Origin of the sequence: Imtechella halotolerans, from assembly GCF_028743515.2 — a bacterium.
Lineage (GTDB): Bacteria > Bacteroidota > Bacteroidia > Flavobacteriales > Flavobacteriaceae > Imtechella > Imtechella halotolerans.
In genome coordinates this window covers 1623139-1646874 of record NZ_CP117969.2, presented here as the reverse complement: position 1 = coordinate 1646874, position 23736 = coordinate 1623139, and the positions used below count along the sequence as shown (strand labels likewise).

Below are 23736 nucleotides of genomic sequence, written 5' to 3'. Positions count from 1 at the left end.
CCAAATATGAGTCATAAAAAACACCCCTTTTTTTAAATTGAGGTGTGATTCATTTCGCTCAAATTGATTTTAATGAGCCTTGGGGTATACGCCTTTACTTTGATAGGATTCACTTTTACGGAAAAGTTGTTAGGCGCACGTATTTAAAGTTGAATGTAACTCTTTATTGTGGGCTGTATTTAATTTCTTCTTAATAATGAAAATAGAGGTGGCTTTATATAGTGTTCTATTTCTTAACTATTTTTTCTTTCCAGTAACGCCATATAAAATCCGTCATATCCAGAGGTGTGTGCAAGTATTTTTTCATCTTTTACAAAGGTGAAATCTTTACCTGCGTCCGTTGCTAAAAACAGGTCTACCTGTTGTTGATTCTCTGAAGGAAGGATGGAACAAGTTGCATATACCAATTTCCCACCAGGTTTTACCATTTTACTGTATTCTTGTAAAATTTGTTGTTGAGTCTCTTGTATTTCTTGTATAAATTCTGGTTTTAGTTTCCATTTGGCGTCTGGATTACGACGCAGTACACCTAAACCGCTACATGGTGCATCAATAAGTACTCGGTCAGCTTTTTGATGAAGTTTTTTAATGGTTTTATTGTTTTCAATCCAGCGTGTTTCGATGTTATGTGCTCCATTTCTTTTAGCTCTTCGCTTTAGCTCATTTAATTTATTCTCATAAATGTCCATCGCTATAATTTGACCTTTGTTTTCCATCAAAGACGCCAAATGCAGTGTCTTTCCTCCAGCTCCTGCACAGGCATCTACAATACGCATCCCAGGTGATACCTCTAAAAAATGAGCTACTTTTTGAGAGGAAGCATCCTGAACTTCAAAAAGACCATTTTTGAAAGCGTCTGTGGTAAAGACATTAGAGCGCTCTTTAAGTTGAAGTGCTTCTGGGTACTCTTTTAAGAAATTTGAATCGACGTCAATTTCTAAGAGTAGATCATGAAGTTTTTCACGAGTTGTTTTTAATGTATTTGTTCTTAACACTACTGGTGCTTGCTGGTTTAACGCCTGTAACTCTTGCCCCCAAACTTCACTGCCTAATTCTTTTTCTCCTAATGCGTCTAGCCAATCGGGAATGGATTCTTTAAACTTTCGTATTTTAGACAATTCATCAAAACGTCCTTTAATCCTACGAGAAGGAGTAGATTCAAAATACTTCCAGTCAGGCAAGGTAATTCCTTTTAGAGTTGCCCATACGGCAAACATTCTCCATAAGTTGTCTCGGTTAAAGGGTTCTTTCACTTCAGCTATTTCAGCATACAGTCTTTTCCAACGTACCATTTCATAGGTCGTTTCAGCAACAAAAGCGCGATCACGGGCTCCCCAGCGTTTGTCTCTTTTCAGGAGTTTTTCTACTACCTTATCAGCATAGCTTCCTTCATTGAAAATTTCGGTAAGACCGTCTATAACGGCAAATGTCAAGTTGCGATGTAGTCTCATACAAAATAAATATGCTGCAAAGGTATTGTTTTCCAATGAAAGCACTTATTTTTAGTCAAAAATTACCCATATGCGCTATTTTATTCTTTTAGTAGTTGTACTATTGTCAGGATGTACAGAAACCGAAAAGTATTCTCCTAGAAATTTATCAGAAGTATCCATTGATGTTTTTCCTGTTGAAAATTCGAGTATAAGAGCTTTAACTCATCTTGATGCCAATGTAGCTTTTGCTGGTTCTAATGGAGTATATGGTTTTTATGATACAGTGCGGAATACACTTAAATCTGGAGTTCAAACAAAGGATTCGTTGGTTCCTGAATACAGAGCTGTAGCGGCAACTAATTCTGACTTTTTTATGCTTTCTGTTGGAAATCCTGCCTTATTGTATAAAACTGGAGATGATGGTGAAATGAAATTGGTGTATACGGAAACTCATGAGAAAGTATTTTATGACAGTATGAGATTTTGGAATGCAATGGAAGGAATGGCTATGGGAGATCCTACAGAAGATTGTTTGTCAATTTTACTTACTCGCGATGGTGGAAATACGTGGAATAAAGTGAGTTGTGAATTGTTGCCAAAAGTAGTAGAAGGTGAAGCTGCATTTGCTGCGAGCAATACCAATATCGCAATAGTTGGAGATACTGCTTGGATTGTTTCTGGAGGTAAACAAAGTAGGGTATTTATGACTAAAGACAAAGGGAATACTTGGGAGGTTGTAAAGTTGCCGCTGATTCAAGGAGAATCAACCCAAGGGGCCTATACTGTTGCCTTTTATGATGAACTTAACGGGATTGTAATGGGCGGAGATTATACTAAACCATCATTCTCGAAAGGCAATAAAGCAATTACCCAGGATGGTGGGAAAACTTGGGAATTGGTTGGGCAGGAGCAGGAGCCGGGATATATAAGTTGTGTTCAATATATTCCTGGCACGCAAGGAAATGAATTGGTGGCTGTAAGTACCGAAGGCATATGGTTTTCTAATGATAAGGGTTTTAAATGGAAAAAACTTTCCGAAGAAAGTTTTCACACCTTATTATTTATAAGTGAAACGGAAGCAATTGCGGCAGGTAATGAACGCATAGCAAAGCTTTTGTTTCATTAATTTTTTGATTTCTTATCACGTAATTGCTTGTATAATTGATGGTAGAAATCATCCTCCGTTTTTTTCAACATCATGACTTTTTTGGCTGAAATTTCTTTTCGTAGATTTCTAATCAGTTGTTGTCTCTCACGGTGGATTTTATCATCAATATCAATCGCCTTATCTAGTAGTTCTCTCGCTTTGGCTTCACTAATAGCATTATCTCTGAATTGAGCCCGAATGGGTCTCAGCTCAACATATTTTAAATGGTGTACACGTTCTTCGTAGGCATTGTAAATTGGCCAAAATTTTACCGCTTCTTCAGGAGTTAAATCTAGATTTTCTGTAATGTAGGCAACTTTTAGAGCCTTTATACGCTCTTTGCTGTCCTCACTTGGTTTTTGTGCATTGGCATAAAATGTTAGGCACATCAATACGGTTGAGAGGAGTATTCGAAAACTCATTTTATGGGGGTGTAACTGTAACATAGTTATTCATTTATAAGGTAATCAAGATCGTAATCAATGTAATTTTCTTTTAAGTATTCTTCAAGAATAGTGTTGTCTATACTTGTAAGGTTCATGCTTATGTTTTCAAAGTCTTCAGCAGTAAATAGTTCGGAAAGTAATTGAGCGTTCATTGGAATCACACCATCTTCCATTAGAGATTCAATTTCTGATGAAGAGAACTGAGTCGTTGAGGGATTTGTTTGTTGGTATATACCTGTTATCATTAGGCCTATTAACATCACTGCAGCTGCATAGTAGACAAATTTATTTAAATTGAATACTTTTGGTTTGGAGTGAACATGGCGAAGGAGGTTTTCACTTGTTTCTTTAAAATATCCTCCAGGTACTTTAAAACCGTCAGAAGTTTGACCAAGTCGTTTTTCTAATTGAATATGAGAATGTAGACGATCTGAGAATTCTTGAAAATAATTTTCAGGAACTCTGAAATGTACATTGCTTTTATGTTGATTGTTCATTTTCATATCGCTTACTTAGACTATGTTTTCTTTGTAAAGGTTTAATCCTTAGATAAATATTCTTCTATTTTTTTTACGGCGTGATGATAGGAGGCTTTTAATGCTCCTATTGAAGTGTCTAGGATTTCAGACATTTGTTCATACTTTAAGGCCTCAAAATATTTCATATTAAAAACAATACGTTGCTTTTCTGGTAATGTTGCAATCGCTTTCTGAAGTTTATAGGCTATCTCATCACCTTCGAAGTAGCTGTCGGCTTCCAGATTGTCGACCGCCTGCATTTGCCATTGTTCATTGGATACATTATTCTTTTTAGCTCTTTGGTTTATGAAAGTGATGGCTTCATTAGTAGCAATCCGATACATCCAAGAGTACAGGGAGCTCTCTCCTTTAAAAGAATGTATGCTTCTGAACACCTTTATAAATGTATTTTGTAAGACGTCATCGGCATCGTCGTGGTTTATCACCATTCTTCTTATGTGCCAGTAAAGTCGTTCCTGATAATCAGAAACTAGCTTTTTAAAGGCAATATCACTTCTTTTTGGATCTTGAAGTTGCTCTATAAATAGTGATTCGTTGTTCAAAATATGTGATTCTACGCTATTAGACCAATATACAATGAAAAAGTTTAATGATGAAATAGCTTTGTTATTTCTAATTATAATAAGAAATGAGCTACAATAATAATGCATTAAGTGTATTTCATCGAAAAAAAGGTACATTATGCCGATTATTTAATGAATACTACTATTTTAGCAGTGTTAAAATGATAATAAGATTAGACACCTTTAATTGTTTTAATGAGACAGACAGAGTTAACTGGAAAAATAAATGCCCCAAATCATTTTTTTTCCTACGCAAAAGTAAGGGACGGCATCATAGCGGTCCCTTATTTTTTTATTCAGAATTATGTAGAATATAAGAAAAGTAATACAAAAGTGTAAAATTTGTGTTGTTTATCGAAAAAATAGTTCATTTAGTCTGATGTTTTCGAGAAAATTGTATTTTAGCAATGTTAAAACATTAATAAGATTAGACACCTTTACTTTTTGTTTTAATAAGATTGACACGAAAAAGCTATATATTGCCCCAATGACAATTTATAGCCTACAAGAGAAAGAGATTGCCCAAAGTAATCTCTTTCTTTTTTGTTTAACGCTTAAAAAGTAGGAAAATTACATCAAAATCCTTTGTTTGATTGTATTTCATCGAAAAAAAGCATCAATATAACGATGATTTAAATAAAACTACTACTTTAGCAGTGTTGAAATGTTAATGAGATTAGACACCTTTTAAGATTTTAATAAGACAGACAAAACGTATTGGAAGATAGTTTGCCCCAAATCGGATTATACTTCCTACATGCAAAAAGGGACAACAATTGTTGTCCCTTTTTGCGTATCATAAATTGTTTTCTTTAACTAAAAGATTGCATAGCCACTAACTTATGGTATGATCCTTTTAATGCAAGTAATTCATTATGTGTTCCTTGTTCTACTATTTCTCCTTTTTGCATGACCACAATTAAATCAGCATTTTGTATGGTGGAAAGTCTATGAGCGATTACAATTGAAGTCCTGTTTTTCATCATGTTTTCCAGCGCTGTTTGAACTAATTTCTCACTTTCGGTATCCAATGCTGAAGTTGCTTCATCTAGAATCATTATCGGTGGATTCTTTAGGACGGCTCTAGCAATACTAAGACGTTGCTTTTGGCCACCACTAAGTTTTCCTCCAGAATCTCCAATGTTGGTCTGCATTTCGTCTGGTAATTCTTTAATAAATTCGTAGGCATTAGCTATTTGGGTAGCCTCAATTAACTCTTCTTCGGTTGCATTTGGTTTGCCAAGTCTAATATTGTTTGCCACTGTATCGTTAAATAAAATAGAATCTTGAGATACTATGCCCATAAGGCTTCGCAGTGAGGTTTTGGAAATTTGCTTAATGTTTACACCATCGATATCAATAGTTCCTTCATTCACATCATAAAAGCGGGTAATCAAATTGGCTATAGTGCTTTTTCCACTACCAGATTGACCAACTAAAGCGACTGTCTTTCCTTTTGGTATTTGTAACGAAAAGTTTTTCAAGACGAATTCGTCTTCATATTTGAACGAAACGTTAGTTAGGTTTATAGCACTTTCGAAGGATGCTTTATCGATAGCATTAGGGCTATCTTTGATAGTATTCTCCGTTTCTAAAACCTCCATTACTCGAGCTGCTGCAGCATCTCCTTTCCTTACACCATAAACTGCCTTACTAATGGCTTTAGCGGGAGTGAGAATATTATAGGCCAACCCCATATAGGCTATGAATTCTGATGCATTTAGTGTTTTTTCAATTAGAACCATGGAGCCACCAAACCAAAGCAATACTGCAATTATGAGGATACCCAGAAATTCGCTGGTGGGTGATGCTAGATTTTGCCTATTTAATAAACTATTTGAAAATCTAAAAAAGCGATTGGTTGAATGTTGGAATTTGTCAATAAATAGCTTTTCTGCATTGAAGGCTTTTACAATTCGTAGACCTCCTAATGTTTCTTCAACTATAGATAGAAATTCCCCAGATTCTTTTTGAACCTTGTCTGACTTTCGTTTAAGTGTTTTACCAATTCTGGAAATGATAATCCCTGAGATCGGAATGAAAATAAACACAAATAAAGTTAGCTTGGTGCTAATCCCAAACATGACCAGAATGGTAAATACAATAGTAAGCGGTTCGCGAACTATAAGTTCCAGAATAGATAGAATTGAATGTTGAATCTCCAGTACATCTGAGGTGATTCTGGCCATTATGTCACCTTTTCTTTTTTCTGAATAATAGGATATTGGGAGCTCAGTTATTTTCGCATACAACTTATTGCGAATATCTTTAAGAACCCCATTACGTAGAAATGTGATAAAAAACATAGCCAAATAATTGAATATGTTTTTAAGAAGAAATAGAAAAATAACCAGAGCTATTACTAGTACCAACGCCTTCATCTCATCTTCTCCGGCATACATAGAAACCTGATAATTAAGATAAGATCCAATATAGTCTTTCAATCCTCCTAAACCTTCATAGACTGGTTTTGTGTAAAGACGCTCACTTTCTTCGAAAAGAACATTAAGCATAGGGATAAGAGCAACAAATGAAAGGGCACTAAACAAGGCATATAGTACGTTGAAAAAAATATTCAGATACGCATATTTCTTGTAGGGTGTTATAAAAAGAAGTATTTTTTTAAAGTAGTTCATTAATCTAATTTCATTTGTTTAATTATGGTGTCAATTTTAGTTTCCAACATTTGTTCTGTTGAAGCAAAATCATCGATACTTTTCATTTGGGTGTTTACACTAAAGTAAAATTTAATTTTAGGTTCCGTACCACTAGGTCGGGCTGCAATTTTACTACCATCTTCGGTGTAATATATTAATACATTGGACTTGGGAACATCAATGGTGGATGTTGCACCACTTAGTATATCTGTGGCTATAGATGATTTGTAATCTTCAATACGAACAATTTTTGAACCGCCAATTTCCTTTAATGGGTTGTTTCGTAATTGAATCATCATATGATTAATTTCTTCTTGACCACTTATTCCTTTTTTAGTAAGCGAAATAAGCCGTTCCTTGTAGAATCCAAAGTCTATATACATTTGAATAAGCGTCTCATATAGGGAACTACCTGAGGCCTTAGCTTGAGCTGCCATTTCACAGGCAAGTAGAGAAGCCGTAACCGCATCTTTATCACGAACAAAATCACCAACCATAAAGCCAAAACTTTCTTCGCCACCACCTATAAAAGGCTGGTGGGGATGGTCTTTTATCATTTTAGCGATCCATTTAAAACCGGTCAGACCAACTTTACAGTCGATACCATAGGCTTCTGCAAGAGAGAGCATCATTGGGGTAGACACAATGGTCGATCCTATGAATTCATTCCCTTTTAAACCTTTGGTTTTCCATTGGTTTAATAAGAAATTAGTCATTAGGACCATTGTTTGGTTTCCATTAAGAAGGATCATTTTTCCTTCAAGGTTTCTAACGGCAACACCTAATCTATCACTGTCTGGATCTGTTCCAATAACCATATCAGCATTAATTTCTTCTGCTTGGCTTAAAGCCATTGTTAGTGCCTCGGGTTCTTCTGGATTGGGAGATTTTACAGTTGGAAAATTACCATCGGGTGTAGCTTGTTCTGATACAATATGTAATTGGTCATAGCCTGCTCGTTTTAAAACTTCAGGGATGATGGTAATAGAAGTGCCGTGTAATGAAGTAAAAACTATTTTTAGATTCTCTCTTCCAGCGGTATTAAAAGATCCGTTTTTTAATGAAGCAGTTATAAATGCTTCGTCTACTTCTTGACCAATTAATGTGATAAGAGAGGGTTGAGATTCAAATTTTATATCGCTAAAATCAATGGATTCAATTTCTTGAATAATTTCAGCATCTTGCGGGGGTACTAGTTGTCCACCATCGGTCCAATATACTTTGTATCCATTGTATTCAGGGGGATTATGTGAGGCGGTCAGAACAATACCACAATGACATCCTAAATGTTTAACGGAAAAAGATAACTCCGGTGTAGGGCGTAATTGCTCAAATAGATACACCTGAATCCCATTGGCTGAGAAAACATCGGAAACTATTTGGGCAAGGGATTGGGAATTGTGGCGGCAGTCATAAGCAATGGCTACTTTAATGGTGTCTTGTGGATACACTTTTTTAAGGTAATTGCTAAGACTTTGGGTGTTTCGGCCAAGGGTGTATTTATTAATACGGTTGGTTCCAACCCCCATAATACCGCGCATACCTCCGGTACCAAATTCTAAATTTTTATAAAAACGTTCTTGTAATTCTTGTGGGTTGTTGGCTATTAATTGCGCTACTTCATTACGTGTCTCATTGTCAAATGTGTCAGTCAGCCATGTCTGCGCTATCGTGGTAACAGAGGTATTCATAATTGTTGAAATTTTAGCAAAGGTAATTATTTTAGAGCCTTTCTTTTAAGAGCCTATCTTCCTTTATTAAGACTTTGATGTGGTCTCGGCTATTTTGTACCGGGCCTCATTTCGCCTTGATTGGAGAACCATTTCTCCAAGAAAACCAGCCAGAAAAAATTGCGTCCCAATGATCATAGTCGTAAGTGCGATGTAAAACTGAGGTCTTTCGGTTAGAAGTCTACCCGTTGGGTTAATAAATAATTTATCTATTCCAAGGTATGCTGTAAAAATACTTCCAATGAAAAACATTAAAACACCTAAGGCGCCAAAGAGGTGCATGGGTTGTTTTCCAAATCGAGAAATAAACCAGATGGTAATGAGGTCTAGGAAGCCATTTATAAAGCGTTCAACGCCAAATTTGGTTTGCCCATATTTACGAGCCTGATGTTGAACTACTTTTTCAGTAATACGATTAAAACCGGCATTTTTGGCAAGTACAGGTATATATCGATGCATTTCGCCGTGTACATCTATATTCTTTATAACCTTGTTTTGATATGCTTTTAGCCCACAATTGAAGTCATGTAGGTGAAGACCTGAAGTTCGACGAGCTGCCCAATTGAACAGTTTGGAAGGCATGTTCTTGGTGAGTACAGAATCATATCTTTTCTTTTTCCATCCAGATACCAGGTCAAAACCCTCCTGAGTGATGAGTCTATAAAGTTCAGGAATTTCTTCAGGGTTGTCTTGAAGATCAGCATCCATGGTGATTACAACATCACCTTGTGCAACTTCAAAACCGGCATGTAAGGCTTGTGATTTTCCATAGTTTTTTAAAAATCGAATTCCTTTAACTCTCGGATCACTTTGAGAAATAACTTCAATTTGTTGCCATGAGGAATCAATACTGCCGTCATCAATAAAAATAAGTTCATATGAAAAATGATTGGATTGCAGTACTACTGCAATCCAATCATATAGTTCTTTTATAGATTCTTCTTCGTTTAAAAGCGGAATAACTACCGATATATTCATAGTGTGGAATAAATAGTAGTCAAAAATAGGAATTTAGAACGAGTCTTCGGTTTTTTTCATTGCCAAAGAGGCGATAAGTGAAATGATAAAACCAAAAAACAACGAAGAGATAATTGAAATCGCGGAAGTAATGGCTGGGGAAGAGAATTTTTTACCCATTTCTGCTGCCATATCTAATTGTTGTTGGGTGAGATTTGGATTAGTTTCAATCATCTTTTGTTGCTGCATTTCCAACATTTTTGTCATGAATTCCGGCTCAATAAAATTAAGAAATATAAGGTTATAAACTACTGCTACAATAGATGAAATCAATGCAATTCCTAAACCAACTTTTAGACCCTGAGATAAGGAAAGATATCCATTATTTTGAGCTTTAAAGGCCTTGATACCCATTGCGATGAATACAATCATTAAGATAAAGCTGATAAGCCCTACAATCCAATTTTGATCATAAATCATATTGGTTACATACATAATAATTGAGAGGGCTACGGTGGCTAGACCTAGATAAAGTCCGTTGTTAAGAATGATCTTTTTAGAATTAACTTGTTGCTCCATAATACGACTGGTTATTTAATGTTAGTACTATGAAAATAGTCGTTATCTTTGCATAAATGTTACAACGGAGCTAAAAAAACAGCCTAGGCAGCTTTTTTTTTGAAAAATAAGTTGTCGGTTAATGAAATATGGTTAAATTTGCACCTCAAAATTTGACGAGAATATAAATTATCATAGCGATGAAAAAAGGTCTACACCCGGAAAATTATAGATTGGTAGCTTTTAAAGACATGTCCAATGAGGATGTTTTTATCACTAAGTCTACAGCTGATACAAAAGAAACTATTGAGATTGACGGTGTTGAGTATCCGTTGGTGAAAATGGAGATTTCTAGAACTTCTCACCCATACTATACCGGTAAATCTAAGCTTATTGATACTGCTGGACGTATCGACAAGTTTAAGAGCAAATACGCTAAATTCAACAAGTAATCTACTTGAGACTGTATATAGACCCTGCCATAAGGCGGGGTTTTTTTATGACTTTTTTCTGTAAAGAAATGTATCTTTGAGAATCTTCTTGTGTACAGGAAGATGTTTGAGTAGGTATTTAAATTTAATTTTTTATAAATGAAAAAACGAGCTATTTATCTTTTAGTCATCTTTTTTATGGCTGTTGGTTGTCAAGAAAAGACTTCTAAGAGGAGTGGTGCGAAAGTTGAGAGTACGAAGAATGATACGATCACTCTTACTGAAGAAAGGGTAAAAGAGCAGCCTAAGGTGAAAATGTTTACTGTAGAAGAGGATACTACTTTTGTGTTATTGACTGATTACAGTGATGATTTTGTATTCGATATGAAGTATGCCACGGAGGATAATTTTTTAAAATCTAAGGTGTATGATTGTGATGAATGTTATGTGAGAACATTAACCGCTAAGGCTCTGATAGCTGCCAATGCAGAATTTATGAAAATGGGATACCGTATCAAATTCTTCGATTGTTATAGACCACTTGATGTTCAAAAAAAAATGTGGAAGATATTCCCAAATCCTATTTATGTCGCTGATCCAGCACTTGGTTCGATTCATAACAGGGGGGGAGCAGTAGATATCACCCTGGTTGATTTGGAAGGTAATGAATTAGATATGGGAACTACATTTGATTTTTTTGGGAAGGAAGCTCATCATGCCTACCAGGGATTTTCTTCCGAAGTTCTCTCTAATAGAAAACTGCTTAAGGAAACTATGGAAAAACATGGTTTTTTGTCGATTACCAGCGAATGGTGGCATTATAATTTAAAAGCGCTATCAAGGGCTACTGTAGCTAATTTTAAATGGAATTGTGACATATAGTAAAAACCACGCTTTAGCGTGGTTTTTTTATATTGCTAATTCAATAGTAAGATAAGGTCTTAGTCGTCTAATAGATCGATAACATCTTTTATTTTTGCACGAATAGCGTCAGCTAAGTCGTTATTCCCGTCTGAATCAGTTGGGCTAATTTCGATAGTTCCATCTGCATTTCCATCAGTAGCGCTTGAGAAGTCTATTCCTGAAGCCGCTCCAAAGATTTGGTTTAGGTCAAAATTAATAACAATAGAATTGTTGCCTCCGTCTATGACAATATCTCTTGCTGTATCTTCAAAATCTACTTCTACTTCTTCATCAATATTGTGCCAGAATACAAAAGGAGTATCACCAATGCTTCCTTTGATAAGGATACTTTTGTTGTAAAGTTCGCTGTTGATATTGGTGCTTTTTCCGATTTCGAATTCAATTTCTTCGTAGGTGTTGTTGGGAACAGAGATGTTGGTAACTTCGATGGCATTCTCATTGGCAAGTAGGTTTAATTCGAAAGGACCTTGAAGTTCGATTTCATCATCACTGTCAAAGAATCCATCGTCATCATACATGTCATCGTCATCCATATCGTCGTACATATCGTCATCAATTTCGAATTCGATTTCACGAATATTAACTAAAACATCTGTAAGGGTAACATTACTGAAGGTACGTGCTAAAAGATTATTCTCATAGCTGGCTTGTGCCTTAAGTGCTAAATGTCCTTCGGTATCTGAATTGTCATCGCTACAAGAAGTGAAAACAAATGCAGTTGACATTGCAAGCATAGCACCCATCATGTGTGTGCCTTTTGGTAAAAATGAATTAATTTTCATGGATAAGTATTTAAATGATTTATGTTATAAACAGTCATCATGTGAAATACCCTACCTATTTAGTACATATTATAATTATTTTTTCATCTTTAAGGTTGGTGGTGAAGAATAAAAAGAGGTCACCTCCGTCTTTAATCTTGTAGTTTTTTCTCAGACTATCAGCACTATCCGGGAAATTTCTAGTGGTAATATGAGCCTTAGTATTTTGGAGCTGTTTTTTTACATTTTTTTTGTTGAAAGGCATTACTTCTACGATTCGAAATACTCTCCCGGGGAAATCTATCCTTTTTTCACTGGTGTAGAGGTGGGAATGTTTATGTAGTTTATCTATTTTAAATCGTTTTGAAATAGTTTGAAAGGCGCCGGCCTTAAGTAATGCACTATTGGGTTCATAAAGAAAGTTTTTTGGAGCGTCATAGGTCGCTTGTCCGTTTTGTTCTTCTTCAAGTGTAAAACTAAAAGTTGATTCCTCATTATTGGGTAACAGGTTGACTGCTTTAATTATGGTAGAGGAGTCCTGATTAGCCGAGTGAACTACTTGTAATTGTCCCGTGTTATTGGTGTTTTTTTTCAGTACCCATAACATTTCTTTAGTCTCATTTTGCACTGCCACAATATGTATTTCTTTCACATGGGTAAGTTCCTTTAGGCCATTTTGTATATCTAATAAAGGAGATGTTTTAATAAGGATATTATGCGAATGGGCAAATAGTGTTTGTAGGTGTTCAACGACATTTGGTATACAATCTGAAAGCAGAAAAACTTTTCCTTTGCTGTCATGTCTTCTAGAAGGATCTACATAAATCCATTGGAAGAAGGCGTTAGAGGAACTGATATATGATATGCCGTCATTGGTAATAAAGCTAATATTTTTGGTGTTTAGCAATTTGGAATTATAAGCTGCAATTTCTGATAGTTCTTCATTTATTTCACAATGCGTTACTGTGTTACATACTTGAGAAAAATAGTAGCAGTCTACACCGAATCCTCCTGTAATGTCTATAAGTGATCCTTGCACTAAGGTAGCTTTGTAAAGCGCCGTTAATTCCGAAGAAGTCTGCTCTATTGATAGCGTTGGTGGATAATAGATTCGGGGTGTTTCAAACCAGGTGGGTAATTTTTTTTCACATTTTTTCTTTGAAAGAATTTGTTGGGCCAGTTCTTGTTGGCTTATTCCTTCAAAAACTGGCTTTTTGAGCAAAAAGGTTGGGATATCAATTGTTAAATTGTCCTTTATAAATTCCTGTACTTCCCTATTTAATATTTTTATATTCAAGGCAGTACTATATGTTTTTGGTGAGTGATTTCACTATTTTATTTTCGGCAAGAAATTCCTTTAAAATTACCTTTAGAGCCGTATACCCAGGTACAGCAACCACCATTCCCGTTACTCCAAAGAGAAATCCTCCAATAATGATAATCAAGAAAATTTCTAAAGGATGAGATTTGACACTTTTAGAGAAAATTATAGGTTGACTTAAGTTGTTATCGATGAATTGGCCTATTAAAAATCCGATCATTACATAGATTGTTTTTGGGATAACTATGCTGCTAAAATCACTGCCAAGGTTGCTGGTCATGGTTAAAAAGGTCATAAGGAAAAATCCTATAACGGGTCCTACGTAAGGGATTAAATTGAGTAGGGCGCACAATAAAGCTATCATAAAGGCATTGGGAATGCCAAATATGAGCAATACAATCGTATAAATGATGAAAAGTATTAAAATTTGAAGTAGTAATCCAATAAAGTATCTGGATAGAAGGTTTTTAATGGTGTCCATGGAATTTTGAACACGAGATTCTTTGTTATCAGGAACCATTGTTAGAATCATTTGTTCAAAGAGTTTACTATCCTTTAAAAAAAAGAAAGAAATAAAAATTACGGAGAAAAAACCAGCTCCGAAACTTCCAATAGTGCTAAGGAAACTGTTTAGCATTTCTGGTATAGTTTTCAAGTTTAGGATATCAAGTACATTTATATTGGAAAGCCATTGCTCCATGGTTGACTTACTCCAATTGAAATGAGTAATAAGATTTTCAAATAGAAGTGTTATGTTGTTTTGTAAAGCATTAATATCTAATAGGGCTAAATTTTGACCTTGTTGAATAAGAAGGGGAATAAATAATAATAAAAAGCCTACAATTCCTCCCATCATCAACGATAGCGTACATAATACGGCAAATGTAATTTTAAATTTGAGTCTAACGGTTAGGAACTTTACCACAGGTCTGCCAATTAGGGCAACAACCGAAGCTAAAATGATGTATACAACTACGGCGCGAATTTTATATAAAAAGAATAGAATTAAGGCTATTAAGAGTAAAATTCCTAAAGCTCTTAGAATTCCTGTAGAAATAGTTTTTGAGTTCATCATTTATGTAAAAGAATGGACTAAGATAAATAAAAATGTATTAGTAGCCCTAGGATAATAGATATGATCTTTACTTACTAAAAAAGCCCCTTTAGGGGCTTTTAAATTATGTTGATTTCGATGGTTAACGTAAGGAAGCTCTTGGTCCTCCTGTGGTATAGGTGGCTTGCATACGAGCAGCTTGGCCAGAGGTGAACATATACATACAAGCATCATTGGTATAATCCATATAGTTCATTGTCATTTCTACAGGGGTGCCTGAACAAGTGCTGTAGTGCGGGAATGTAGGACATCCTCCATTAGATGTATTGTGTGTAGGGGTGTCTGCTACGAAATCATTTCCACAAGTAGCATCTCCCCAAATGTGACGAAGGTTAAAGTAGTGACCAACTTCGTGAGTCGCAGTTCTACCTTTATTAAAGGAACTAAACAAGGCATAATTTCCTCTACCAAAGGCGTTGGTGTGAATTACAACACCATCTGTAGCACAATTTCCACCTGGGAATTGCGCATAGCCTAGGATGTTATTTGATAAAACCCCAACCCAAATGTTAAGAGTAGTAGAACAGTTGGTAGGATCAATTCCTCCTCTAGATGATTTTTTTATATCATCGTTAGTTCTCCAGCTTCTTTTGTTTGTTTTTTTACGGGTTGTGTTTTCTTGTGACCACACAAAACGAATTTTTATGTCTCCCGAAGCTGCATCTTGAAAAATTGCGGGAATGTCTGAGTAGTCTGGATTATAGCCTCCAAAATCTTCGTTTAATACATCAATTTGAGATTGAATCTGAGCGTTTGAAACATTTTCTGCTGTTTTGTTGTATAATACGTTTACATGTACAGGAATTTCTAATGTTCCATCCGCAAGAACTCTCATGGCATTAGGATCCCTTAATACTTGTTTTGTAAATTCCTCTACTTGTTGCATGCGTATAGCTAGAGATGGATCGGCTGCAATTTGGTTGGCTAGGTGCTCAGTTGAATAACAGTTACGAGTAGTGGCATGAAGCTCTTCGGTAGCGTCATTCTGAGTGGAATCAGAACTACATGAAGATAATGCTAACGTTAAGGTGATGGCTGAAATAAGAAATTTTTTCATAAATAAGTAAAAGTTTGTTAGTTAGATTTATAAAAAGATTTAAAATCACAACAATTTTAACAAAATTATTTTTATTTATAACAAAAAGAAGGATTTAATTGTTAAGAAAAATTTAACATTTCGACAAAACGTAATAAATGTAAGATAAAGCTTAAAGAATTTAGAATATATGTAAGTAGCTGATAATCAATTTAATTTTTAAAAATATATTCAATGATATTACTTCCCATCCTAAGTGCTTTAAGACGTATGTCTTCGGGATCGTTATGCACCGCTTGATCTTCCCATCCGTCACCTAGGTCTGACTCGTACGTAAATAATAATATAAGTCTGTTACCTTCAAAAAGACCTAGTGCCTGAGGCGGCTTGTTATCATGTTCATGGATTTTTGGGAGGCCATTAGGAAACTTAAATTTTTGATCATAGATAGGATGATCAACAGGTATTTCCGTTAAGGATTTTTCTGGAAATAGTTTTTTAAGCTCTCTGGTGATATAGGGTTGCATCCCGTAGTTGTCGTCAATATGAAGAAAACCTCCTGAAAGTAAATAAGTTCGTATGTTTTCAATGGCTACTTCGTCAAAAGACACATTGCCATGTCCTGTCATATGAATAAAAGGATAATTGAAAATATCGTTGCTTTCAGCTTTTACTACGGCTGGCTTTGGGTTTAGTCTGGTGTTGATTTGTTCATTGGTAAAAGCAATAAGATTTGGAAGTGCTGTTGGATTCGCATACCAATCACCACCTCCTTTGTATTGCAGGATAGCCAATTGTTGGCTGTAAGCTATTTGATGAAAGCTTAAAAGTAACATGACTATTGAGAAAAATCGCATACTATTGTCTTGGTAAAATTGATTTTTATTTGATGACAGTAAAAGTTACTGTGTATTCCTAGTTTATAGACAACTTTGTGGTGTATAAATATACTAAAAAGAGGCAGATATTATTGCCTCTTTTTAGTAGGGTGGAGATTGAAAAAAGTTAATTTGCCGTACGGCCCATATATTTATATACGATACCCGCTAGCATAGCACCAATAACAGGGGCGATCCAAAATAGCCAGAGTTGATCTAAAGCCCAATCACCTACAAATAGGGCCTGGCTTGTACTTCTAGCTGGATTGACGGAAGTATTAGTGACCGGTATACTTATTAAATGTATGAGTGTTAATCCTAATCCTATAGCTATTCCAGCAAGACCTTTTGGAGCTCTTTGGTCTGTAGCTCCAAGTATAATTAGTAAGAACATAAATGTCATTATTACCTCTGAGGTTAGAGCTGCCGTTAAACCATACCTACCTGGTGAATGTTCTCCATAACCATTAGCGGCAAATCCTCCAATTTCAAAGCCTGGTTTGCCAGATGCTATCAGGTATAAAATAGTAGCTCCTGCAATTCCTCCAAGTACTTGGGCTATGATGTACGGGAGTACTTCTTTTTTGTCAAAACGTCCTCCAATCCATAAACCAACCGATACGGCAGGATTCAAATGACAGCCTGAAATATGTCCGATAGCATAGGCCATAGTAAGTACTGTTAGACCAAAGGCAAGAGCCACTCCGGCAAAGCCAATTCCTAATTCAGGGAATGCAGCTGCTAAAACAGCACTTCCGCAACCTCCAAGTACTAACCAGAGGGTTCCAATAAATTCCGCAACTAATTTTTTCATAAACTTTTAGATTAAATGGTGTTTGATTCTTCTAAAAGTAAGAAAATATTATTGCAAACTATTGAAAATGTACTGTTTATAGATTTTGTAATTCCTTCTTTCTTAGGAGTGGTGCGATATTAACTGTTTATGAGAGCTACTGTATGACAGGCGACTAGGGCTGCCGTCTCGGTGCGTAATCGGGTATCTCCCATGCTTACAGGAGTATAGTCTTTTGAAAGAGCAAGGTTAATTTCGGCCTCAGAAAAGTCTCCTTCGGGTCCAATAAGGATGGTTACTTTATGGTCAGCCAAGGCTTTTCGTTTTAGCGAATATCTAGTCCCTTGGTCACAATGGGCTATAAAAAGTTGTCCGTTTCTTTCGATATCGATAAAATCTTTAAAAGAAATGGCAGGATTAAGTTTAGGTAGATACAATTGCAATGATTGCTTCATGGCGGATTGTATTATTTTTTCAAAACGTTCACTTTTTACTATGGTGCGTTCAGAGTGATCACAGATAATTGGGGTAATTTCATCAATACCTATTTCAGTGGCTTTTTCCAAAAACCATTCATATCGGTCATTCATTTTGGTTGGTGCAACAGCCAAGTGAAGGTAGTAATTACGCCCAGATTCTTTACGGTGCTTTGTTAAGGTTACAACACAAGCTTTTTGGGAGGATAATTCTATTTCTGCTTCCCAACATTCTCCTTTACCATTGGTGATATGCAATAGGTCGCCTTCTTTTTTTCGTAGTACTTTTACAATATGACTGCTTTCCTCTTTGTCAAAGGTGAACGTTGTCATTTCTGCAGTTAAGTCAGGGAAGTAGAAAAGTTGCATAGATATGGTTATTCGTTTATAGCGTAACGAGCCTTTGCGGAAACACTGGCATCGGTAAAATCGTTGTTAAGATATTTTAAGTAGCCTACTATGGCAATCATGCCAGCATTGTCGGTACAATACTCAAATTTAGGAATATAGGTTTTCCATCCGTATTTTTTTTCAGCTTCTTTAAGGGTGTTTCGTATTCCAGAATTAGCAGATACTCCTCCTCCAATAGCGATTTGTTTTATCCCAGTGTCTTTGGAGGCCAACTTTAATTTATCCATCAAAATCTGTATTATGGTATGTTGCACAGAAGCACAAATGTCGGCTATGTTTTCTTCAATAAATGTTGGATTTGCTGCCTTGTTTTTTTGCACAAAATAAAGTATTGCGGTTTTAAGGCCAGAAAAGCTAAAGTCTAATCCTGGAACCTTGGGTTTAGTAAATGGGAACGCTTTTGGATTCCCTTCTTGTGCATATTTATCTACCAATGGACCTCCAGGGTAAGGTAGTCCTAGAATTTTTGCTGTTTTGTCAAAGGCCTCACCAACGGCATCATCTGTCGTTTCCCCAATTACAGTCATTTTAAAATAGTCATCTACACGTACTATTTGTGTGTGCCCACCACTAATGGTCATTGCAAGAAAAGGGAAGGTAGGTTTTTCATAACCTTCCTCCTCTATAAAATGAGCTAGAATGTGTGCTTGCATATGATGAACCTCAATTAAAGGAATTTGTAATCCCATTGCTAAGGATTTAGCAAAGGAGGTTCCTACTAATAAGGAACCCATTAGTCCAGGACCACGCGTAAATGCTATGGCAGATAGCTGGTTTTTGTCGATATTTGCCTTCGCTAAGGCTTGATGGACTACAGGAACTATATTTTGCTGGTGTGCTCTGGAGGCAAGTTCGGGAACGACACCACCATAGGCTTCATGTATTTTTTGATTGGCAACCACATTAGATAGCATTTTTCCGTTATGGATAACGGCTGCAGAGGTGTCATCACATGAAGATTCAATTGCCAAAATATAAACTTGGTCTGTACTCATTAAGAATGGAATAAAAATTGATACTTTTATATAGTACAAAGGTAAAACAGAATTCGCTATCAAAAAATTTAAGAAAATATTAATTAAGCTACTACTATATCTATTGCTTTTTTGGGGGGTAGTAGTGATTTTATTAGCCTTGCCTATTGTGCAAACTGGCATAGCAAAGTATGTTACCCAATCTTTGAATAATGAATTTAATACCAATATCAACATTGATCGTATACATCTCACCTTTGGAGGTAATGTAAAGCTTAACGGGATTTATGTGGAGGATTATAAAAAGGATACCCTTTTTTATATTAACGGATTAAGTACTTCTATAGTAAGTTTTCGCAAAGCTATAGATGGGAAACTTGCTTTTGGTAAGATTAATATGCAGGGATTGGTATTTAATTTAAAAACCTACAAAGGTGAAAATCATACCAATTTAGATGTGTTTGTTGAAAAGCTAGAAGCGGGAGATACAACAGCAAGTAAAGATCCATTTTTATTGACTTCTTCTAAGATTGCGTTGAATGATGGAAGGTTTAGACTCATTGATGAAAACCTAGACACTCCTAAAATTCTAGACTTTTATGAGCTAAATTCAGAAATTCTTGATTTTAAAATTCATGGGCCTAATGTAACTACACACATTGAAGAATTGGCCTTCATGGCTAAAAACAATCAAAGAGTGGAGAATCTTGAGGCTGATTTTAGCTATAGTAAAACAAAAATGTCCTTTGATAATCTGACCATTAAAACACCGCTTTCACAACTTAATGGACACTTAGTTTTTACCTATGACCGAAAGGATTTTGCAGATTTTCTTAATAAGGTAAAAGTACAAGCCGTATTTGATAATTCAATAGTTAATTTTAGTGAGATTAATAGATTTTATAATGAGTTTGGAGAAAATGAAGCAGCCACATTTAAAACAAGTATCTCTGGATATTTGAATAATATGACGGCCTCTGGGTTGGAAATGATTTCTGAGAATTCTCATATTAAAGGGAATTTTAATTTTAAAAATCTTTTTACCAGTAGTAATCCGTTTTCATTACACGCTAATATTGGGAATATATCTTCAAATTATCAAAGTCTAAAATCGCTTTTACCAAATTTATTAGGTAAAAATTTACCCTCTTCTTTGGAGAAACTTGGGCAGTTTAATATAAACGGTACAGCATATATAACGGAAAACTCGATTGATGGTCAATTAAATCTGCGTACTGAAATTGGATATGCCTATACAGATTTATTATTGACTGATATTGGTGATATAGATAATGCTTCGTACAAAGGATATCTATCATTTGAAGATTTTGATATTGGAAATTTTATTAATGACCCTACCTTGGGAAAGGTATCTCTTGCTGCCGAAGTGGATGGAATTGGATTCACAAGGAAAACATTGAATACAAAGATTGATGGTACCGTTTATGATTTGGAGTACAATAAGTATCGATACAAGGATTTGGATGTAAGTGGGATACTTCAAAATCAATTGTTTAATGGTGTCCTGGTTACTAATGATCAAAATTTGCAGATGAACTTCACCGGGTTAGCAGATTTCTCAAACGCGAATAATCGTTTTGATTTTAAAGCTGAGGTTATCTATGCAGATTTAAATAAACTTAATTTCGTTAAACGAGATGCCATTTCAATTTTCAAAGGTGAAATTGAGTTTAATATTGAAGGCAATACCCTGGATGATATGGCTGGGGAAATCAATTTTGAAAATACGAATTACATCAATCAGAATGATTCCTATTTCTTTGACGATTTTCAAGTTACTTCTGTTTTTAAAGATAGCCTACGTGTCATTGAGATAAATTCTCCAGATATAATCACCGGGTATGTAAAGGGAAATTTTAAGGTGAAGGAAGTAGGAAAGGTGTTGGAAAATTCAATTGGTAGTATTTATACTAATTACAGTCCTCACAAGGTGTCAAAAGGGCAGGTGCTCGATTTTGATTTTAAAATATATAATAAAATTGTGGATGTGTTTTTTCCTGAAATTGAGTTTGGTAAGAATACGTTTATAAGGGGAAAAATTGTGGCTGACGAAGGAGATTTTAAACTTACATTTAAATCACCCACTATAAATGCTAAAGGAACCATATTTGATAATATTCAACTTCAGGTAGATAATAAAAATCCTTTGTTCAATACCTATATGGAAGTAAGTCGTATAAAGAATAAATATTATGATATAGAAGAATTTAATCTCATTAATGCTACCATTAAAGACACTTTGTTTTTCCGTACAGAATTTAAGGGAGGTGAAAAGTTTGATGATTCATACAACCTAAACTTTTACCATACCTTTAATGATAAACAACAGTCTGTAATTGGGTTAAAAACATCAGATGTTAGCTTTAAAGGCAATACATGGATGTTAAATGAAGAAGGAAATACACAAAATAGAGTTATTTTTAATCGAAGTGTGGACTCCGTTCTTGTTGAAAACATTACTATGAGTCATAAAAATGAACGTATAAATCTTAAAGGCGTTTTTGCAGATTCCACTTTTAAAGATATTGAACTTTCTTTTAAGCAAGTATCTCTTAATAAAATAACACCTGCCATAGATAGTTTGCAGTTAAATGGTATAGTGGACGGTGAGTTGAGTATTTTTCAACGTAATAGTAACTATTTTCCGTCATCTAATTTGGTGATTAAAGATTTTAATATCAATGCCTATGATCTAGGAGATTTGGAAGTAGGAATTATTGGTAATGAGAATTTGACGTCGTATTTGGTCAACGTCCAGTTTATCAATGATCAACTTGAAAGTTTTAGAATGATGGGAGATTTGACATTTGATGAAAAAAAGCAAGCTATTCTGAATCTCGATGCCACTTTACGTAATTTTAACCTAAGCCCTTTTAGTCCGTTGGGTGAGGATGTCATATCAAAGATACGCGGCTATGTTACTGGTGATGCACGAATAACGGGTCCGTTAAGTAATCCATCTGTCAATGGACTACTCACCCTTAATCAGGCAGGTCTAACCATTCCTTATTTGAATGTAGATGTTGCCTTGGGAGAATCTTCACGTATAAATCTGTTAAATCAGACCTTTGAATTTGATAATATCCAACTCACAGATACCAAATACAAAACAAGGGCTAGTCTTAATGGAATGATGACACATAATAATTTTACGGACTGGTTTATGGATTTGGAGTTAGATACTCGTAACAGTCGGTTTTTGGTACTAGATACAGAGGAAAGTGATGATGAGTTGTACTATGGGACTGGTTTTGTTAACGGACAAGCAACACTCTCTGGACCTGTAGATGCACTAACCATCTCAGTGGATGGTGCCACTGGAGCTGGGACATCATTGAAAATACCTATTAGCGATGTAGCTACCATAGGTGATGATTCGTTTATAACTTTTGTAGATAAACATGCGGAAAAGGATAACGATGGTCGCGTTTTACAAGACATAAAGGGCCTTGAACTTAATTTTGAATTAAGTGTTACTCCAGATGCAGAGGTAGAGATAGTGCTTGATAAAAAATCAGGAAGCACGCTCAAGGGAAGTGGTGAAGGAATATTACTAATGGAGATTAATACCAAAGGTAAATTCAATATGTGGGGTGATTTTGTTACTTATTCCGGAGAGTATAATTTTAAATATGGAGGATTAATTGATAAGCGATTTAAAGTGCTTCCCGGAGGTAGTATAAGTTGGGAGGGTGATCCCCTTACGGCATCCCTTAGTAATATGGAAGCAGTTTATTCGCTCAACGCCAATCCAGCACTTTTACTTGAAAATCCTCAATACAATAAGAAAATTGAAACTGAAGTTGTAATTCATTTGGAAGGTCAACTTATGCAGCCGGAAACAGTGTTTGATATTCGTTTTCCAGACACCAATCCTGTGGTAGCCTCTGAGCTTAATTACCGTTTGGAGGATCGAGATAAAAAGCAGTTACAAGCGCTCTCACTTCTATCACAAGGCACTTTTACAAATGAGGTGAGTATAAACAACCAATTTGTTTCCAGAAATCTTTTGGAAACTGGATTTAGTATGATAAATCAAATTCTTGATGATAAGGAAGGGAAGATTGATTTGGGGATCTCCTATGAACAAGGAGACAGAGGGGCAGCAATTGATTTGGCTACTAGTGACCGATTTGGAGTAACTGTCAGTACGCAAATAAGCGACCGTATTTTATTGAATGGAAAAATTGGAGTACCAATAGGAGGGGTTAGCCAAACGGTAGTTGCAGGAGATGTTGAGGTTGAAATATTATTGAATGAAGATGGAAGTTTAAGCGCTAAAATCTTTAATAAGGAGAATGAAATTCAACAATTTTTATCTGATAGGATTGGATATACCCAAGGAGTTGGACTATCCTATAAGGTAGATTTTAATACTTTTCAGGATCTGATGAGGAAGATTTTTGGCGTTAAGTCTAAAACAAAAATAGATGAAGACAGTGATCCGGAAATTGAAAAGCAATATATTGATATGATGGGAGATGACGGTATGGTGAAAATGAAAGCAAAAAAGAAAAAGTCGCAATAGAATTGCGACTTTTATCTTTTAAACAGGTTGGGTATCTT

At 35.4% G+C, this 23736-nt stretch carries 20 protein-coding genes; 4 read left to right on the top strand and 16 right to left on the bottom strand.

Going from position 1 to position 23736, the window contains the following annotated elements:
- Positions 1-233: 233 nt before the first annotated feature.
- A complete protein-coding gene (locus PT603_RS07375) occupies positions 234-1451 on the bottom strand; it encodes an RsmB/NOP family class I SAM-dependent RNA methyltransferase (protein WP_008238899.1) in 1218 nt (405 codons plus the stop codon).
- 70 nt (positions 1452-1521) lie between these two features.
- Here PT603_RS07375 and PT603_RS07370 point away from each other — a divergent pair, with 70 nt between their 5' ends.
- Positions 1522-2559 (top strand): WD40/YVTN/BNR-like repeat-containing protein, encoded by a 1038-nt coding sequence (locus tag PT603_RS07370; protein ID WP_008238897.1) that lies wholly within the window; start codon positions 1522-1524, stop codon positions 2557-2559.
- On the opposite strand, the gene PT603_RS07365 is transcribed toward PT603_RS07370, so the two are convergent.
- The 7 genes from PT603_RS07365 to PT603_RS07335 form a co-directional block, all read right to left on the bottom strand.
- On the bottom strand, positions 2556-3002 hold the full coding sequence (locus PT603_RS07365; RefSeq protein WP_040488674.1) for a hypothetical protein: 447 nt from the start codon (positions 3000-3002) through the stop codon (positions 2556-2558). The genes PT603_RS07370 and PT603_RS07365 overlap by 4 nt on opposite strands.
- 26 nt (positions 3003-3028) lie before the next feature.
- Positions 3029-3523, bottom strand: a complete 495-nt coding sequence (locus PT603_RS07360; RefSeq protein ID WP_040488668.1) for a hypothetical protein — start codon at positions 3521-3523, stop codon at positions 3029-3031.
- Between the two features lie 41 nt (positions 3524-3564).
- The gene (locus PT603_RS07355) at positions 3565-4107 is read right to left on the bottom strand and encodes an RNA polymerase sigma factor (protein ID WP_040488673.1); all 543 of its coding nucleotides are present in this window, start codon (positions 4105-4107) and stop codon (positions 3565-3567) included.
- Positions 4108-4940: 833 nt separating this feature from the next.
- Entirely contained in the window at positions 4941-6764 is a 1824-nt protein-coding gene (locus PT603_RS07350) for an ABC transporter ATP-binding protein (protein WP_008240528.1), read from the bottom strand.
- Complete coding sequence (locus PT603_RS07345) at positions 6764-8476, bottom strand: phospho-sugar mutase (RefSeq protein ID WP_008240525.1); 1713 nt, start codon at positions 8474-8476, stop codon at positions 6764-6766. The genes PT603_RS07350 and PT603_RS07345 overlap by 1 nt, the downstream gene beginning before the upstream one ends.
- 66 nt (positions 8477-8542) lie before the next feature.
- A complete protein-coding gene (locus PT603_RS07340; protein ID WP_008240523.1) occupies positions 8543-9493 on the bottom strand; it encodes a glycosyltransferase family 2 protein in 951 nt (316 codons plus the stop codon).
- 33 nt (positions 9494-9526) lie between these two features.
- The gene (locus PT603_RS07335; RefSeq protein WP_008240522.1) at positions 9527-10051 is read right to left on the bottom strand and encodes a DUF4199 domain-containing protein; all 525 of its coding nucleotides are present in this window, start codon (positions 10049-10051) and stop codon (positions 9527-9529) included.
- A gap of 179 nt (positions 10052-10230) precedes the next feature.
- Here PT603_RS07335 and PT603_RS07330 point away from each other — a divergent pair, with 179 nt between their 5' ends.
- Both PT603_RS07330 and PT603_RS07325 read left to right on the top strand, forming a co-directional pair.
- On the top strand, positions 10231-10482 hold the full coding sequence (locus PT603_RS07330; protein ID WP_008240519.1) for a type B 50S ribosomal protein L31: 252 nt from the start codon (positions 10231-10233) through the stop codon (positions 10480-10482).
- 138 nt (positions 10483-10620) lie between these two features.
- Positions 10621-11343 carry a M15 family metallopeptidase gene (locus PT603_RS07325; protein ID WP_008240518.1) on the top strand — a complete coding sequence of 241 codons (723 nt, stop codon included), beginning with the start codon at positions 10621-10623 and terminating at the stop codon, positions 11341-11343.
- 59 nt (positions 11344-11402) lie between these two features.
- On the opposite strand, the gene PT603_RS07320 is transcribed toward PT603_RS07325, so the two are convergent.
- The 8 genes from PT603_RS07320 to tsaD form a co-directional block, all read right to left on the bottom strand.
- Positions 11403-12167, bottom strand: coding sequence for a DUF4382 domain-containing protein (locus PT603_RS07320; protein WP_008240516.1), 765 nt, complete (start codon positions 12165-12167; stop codon positions 11403-11405).
- A gap of 55 nt (positions 12168-12222) precedes the next feature.
- Positions 12223-13443 (bottom strand): THUMP-like domain-containing protein, encoded by a 1221-nt coding sequence (locus tag PT603_RS07315; protein WP_008240501.1) that lies wholly within the window; start codon positions 13441-13443, stop codon positions 12223-12225.
- A gap of 7 nt (positions 13444-13450) precedes the next feature.
- Positions 13451-14539 (bottom strand): AI-2E family transporter, encoded by a 1089-nt coding sequence (locus PT603_RS07310; protein ID WP_040488839.1) that lies wholly within the window; start codon positions 14537-14539, stop codon positions 13451-13453.
- Positions 14540-14663: 124 nt separating this feature from the next.
- Positions 14664-15638 (bottom strand): zinc metalloprotease, encoded by a 975-nt coding sequence (locus PT603_RS07305; RefSeq protein WP_008240499.1) that lies wholly within the window; start codon positions 15636-15638, stop codon positions 14664-14666.
- Between the two features lie 191 nt (positions 15639-15829).
- A complete protein-coding gene (locus PT603_RS07300) occupies positions 15830-16474 on the bottom strand; it encodes a DUF4159 domain-containing protein (RefSeq protein ID WP_008240498.1) in 645 nt (214 codons plus the stop codon).
- Positions 16475-16622: 148 nt separating this feature from the next.
- Positions 16623-17309 carry an aquaporin Z gene (gene aqpZ, locus PT603_RS07295; RefSeq protein ID WP_008240497.1) on the bottom strand — a complete coding sequence of 229 codons (687 nt, stop codon included), beginning with the start codon at positions 17307-17309 and terminating at the stop codon, positions 16623-16625.
- Between the two features lie 119 nt (positions 17310-17428).
- Positions 17429-18133: a 16S rRNA (uracil(1498)-N(3))-methyltransferase gene (locus PT603_RS07290; RefSeq protein ID WP_008240496.1), complete on the bottom strand. Its 705-nt coding sequence runs from the start codon at positions 18131-18133 to the stop codon at positions 17429-17431.
- A gap of 8 nt (positions 18134-18141) precedes the next feature.
- The gene (gene tsaD, locus PT603_RS07285; RefSeq protein ID WP_008240494.1) at positions 18142-19170 is read right to left on the bottom strand and encodes a tRNA (adenosine(37)-N6)-threonylcarbamoyltransferase complex transferase subunit TsaD; all 1029 of its coding nucleotides are present in this window, start codon (positions 19168-19170) and stop codon (positions 18142-18144) included.
- A gap of 148 nt (positions 19171-19318) precedes the next feature.
- Here tsaD and PT603_RS07280 point away from each other — a divergent pair, with 148 nt between their 5' ends.
- On the top strand, positions 19319-23698 hold the full coding sequence (locus tag PT603_RS07280) for a translocation/assembly module TamB domain-containing protein (protein ID WP_238531041.1): 4380 nt from the start codon (positions 19319-19321) through the stop codon (positions 23696-23698).
- Positions 23699-23736: the final 38 nt, after the last annotated feature.

Coding starts and splice junctions, on each gene's coding strand:
- PT603_RS07340 (WP_008240523.1), bottom strand. CDS start 9,493: ATGAATATATCGGTAGTTATTCCGCTTTTAAACGAAGAAGAATCTATA.
- PT603_RS07330 (WP_008240519.1), top strand. CDS start 10,231: ATGAAAAAAGGTCTACACCCGGAAAATTATAGATTGGTAGCTTTTAAA.
- PT603_RS07365 (WP_040488674.1), bottom strand. CDS start 3,002: ATGAGTTTTCGAATACTCCTCTCAACCGTATTGATGTGCCTAACATTT.
- PT603_RS07335 (WP_008240522.1), bottom strand. CDS start 10,051: ATGGAGCAACAAGTTAATTCTAAAAAGATCATTCTTAACAACGGACTT.
- PT603_RS07345 (WP_008240525.1), bottom strand. CDS start 8,476: ATGAATACCTCTGTTACCACGATAGCGCAGACATGGCTGACTGACACA.
- PT603_RS07350 (WP_008240528.1), bottom strand. CDS start 6,764: ATGAACTACTTTAAAAAAATACTTCTTTTTATAACACCCTACAAGAAA.
- PT603_RS07320 (WP_008240516.1), bottom strand. CDS start 12,167: ATGAAAATTAATTCATTTTTACCAAAAGGCACACACATGATGGGTGCT.
- PT603_RS07360 (WP_040488668.1), bottom strand. CDS start 3,523: ATGAACAATCAACATAAAAGCAATGTACATTTCAGAGTTCCTGAAAAT.
- PT603_RS07310 (WP_040488839.1), bottom strand. CDS start 14,539: ATGAACTCAAAAACTATTTCTACAGGAATTCTAAGAGCTTTAGGAATT.
- PT603_RS07325 (WP_008240518.1), top strand. CDS start 10,621: ATGAAAAAACGAGCTATTTATCTTTTAGTCATCTTTTTTATGGCTGTT.
- PT603_RS07290 (WP_008240496.1), bottom strand. CDS start 18,133: ATGCAACTTTTCTACTTCCCTGACTTAACTGCAGAAATGACAACGTTC.
- PT603_RS07370 (WP_008238897.1), top strand. CDS start 1,522: ATGCGCTATTTTATTCTTTTAGTAGTTGTACTATTGTCAGGATGTACA.
- PT603_RS07300 (WP_008240498.1), bottom strand. CDS start 16,474: ATGCGATTTTTCTCAATAGTCATGTTACTTTTAAGCTTTCATCAAATA.
- PT603_RS07375 (WP_008238899.1), bottom strand. CDS start 1,451: ATGAGACTACATCGCAACTTGACATTTGCCGTTATAGACGGTCTTACC.
- tsaD (WP_008240494.1), bottom strand. CDS start 19,170: ATGAGTACAGACCAAGTTTATATTTTGGCAATTGAATCTTCATGTGAT.
- PT603_RS07305 (WP_008240499.1), bottom strand. CDS start 15,638: ATGAAAAAATTTCTTATTTCAGCCATCACCTTAACGTTAGCATTATCT.
- aqpZ (WP_008240497.1), bottom strand. CDS start 17,309: ATGAAAAAATTAGTTGCGGAATTTATTGGAACCCTCTGGTTAGTACTT.